The following is a 948-nucleotide window of genomic DNA, read 5'->3' on the forward strand; positions in this document are numbered from 1 at the left end:
TCTCCGACTCAGTAGTTCTATGCCGAGTACCACGGACAAGCACGAATCGATCTTGCATTCATTTACATCAGGAAGATGGTTGAGGTGGTTGGTGTGCAGAACGCACGGGCTTGCTGCGGTACAAAAGCTTATAGCGTCACAATAACAACGAAGCAGCAATCGCCCACATCACCAGCGCAATGATGCCGTCAAGTACGCGCCACGCCAGCGGTTGGGCAAATACCGGTGCAGCAAAACGTGCACCGAATCCCAGCCCCAAAAACCACAAAAACGATGCCAGCATCGCGCCAGCGGCAAACAGAATACGTCCCGCGCCGATCTCTTGGCCGCCGACTGATCCAATTAAGACCACGGTATCGAGATAAGCGTGCGGATTGAGCAAGCTAAACGCCAGTGCACTGGCAATCACTGCTGCATGGCGTGGGGGGGTGGTCGATTTGCTGGCAGTGACCAATCCGCTCGGCCTCCACGCAGCCAGGGCTGAGCGGACGCCGTACCAGAACAAAAATGCTGCGCCTCCCCATTTGGCGAAGGTGAATAACGTCGGATTGGCAGCAATCAGCGTGCCAACGCCGGCGACCCCAAGCGCGATTAGCATGGCGTCGCATAGGCCGCAGATAAGGGCTGACGTAAGTACATACTGACGTTGCAAGCCTTGCCGTAAAACAAACGCATTTTGTGCGCCGATAGCGATGATCAAGCCGCCGCCTAGTCCCAGTCCTCTGATAAATGCTGCGCTTTCCATAGATTCTCCTTAACTTAATGGGTGAGCTTACTGCGCCGCAATATATAAGTACAATGAATGTATCTACTGATTAATAAGAAATTCTTATATTGAGGATGGCATGAAAAATATCGATTATCGCGGTCTGGCGGCGCTCAACGCGGTGGTGGCAGCTGGCAGTTTTGAGAAGGCGGCGTTGTCGCTGCACATTAGTCAGTCGGCCG

At 53.6% G+C, this 948-nt stretch carries 1 protein-coding gene and 1 pseudogene; one reads left to right on the top strand and one right to left on the bottom strand.

What is annotated here, in order from left to right:
- Window positions 1–136: 136 nt before the first annotated feature.
- Complete coding sequence (locus ACVBEF_RS21240; RefSeq protein WP_447125879.1) at window positions 137–745, bottom strand: LysE/ArgO family amino acid transporter; 609 nt, start codon at window positions 743–745, stop codon at window positions 137–139.
- Between the two features lie 100 nt (window positions 746–845).
- Between ACVBEF_RS21240 and ACVBEF_RS21245 the strand changes: the two are divergent.
- A pseudogene (locus ACVBEF_RS21245) lies at window positions 846–948 on the top strand (LysR family transcriptional regulator ArgP); the annotation flags it as partial.

The organism is Glaciimonas sp. GG7 (assembly GCF_052976905.1).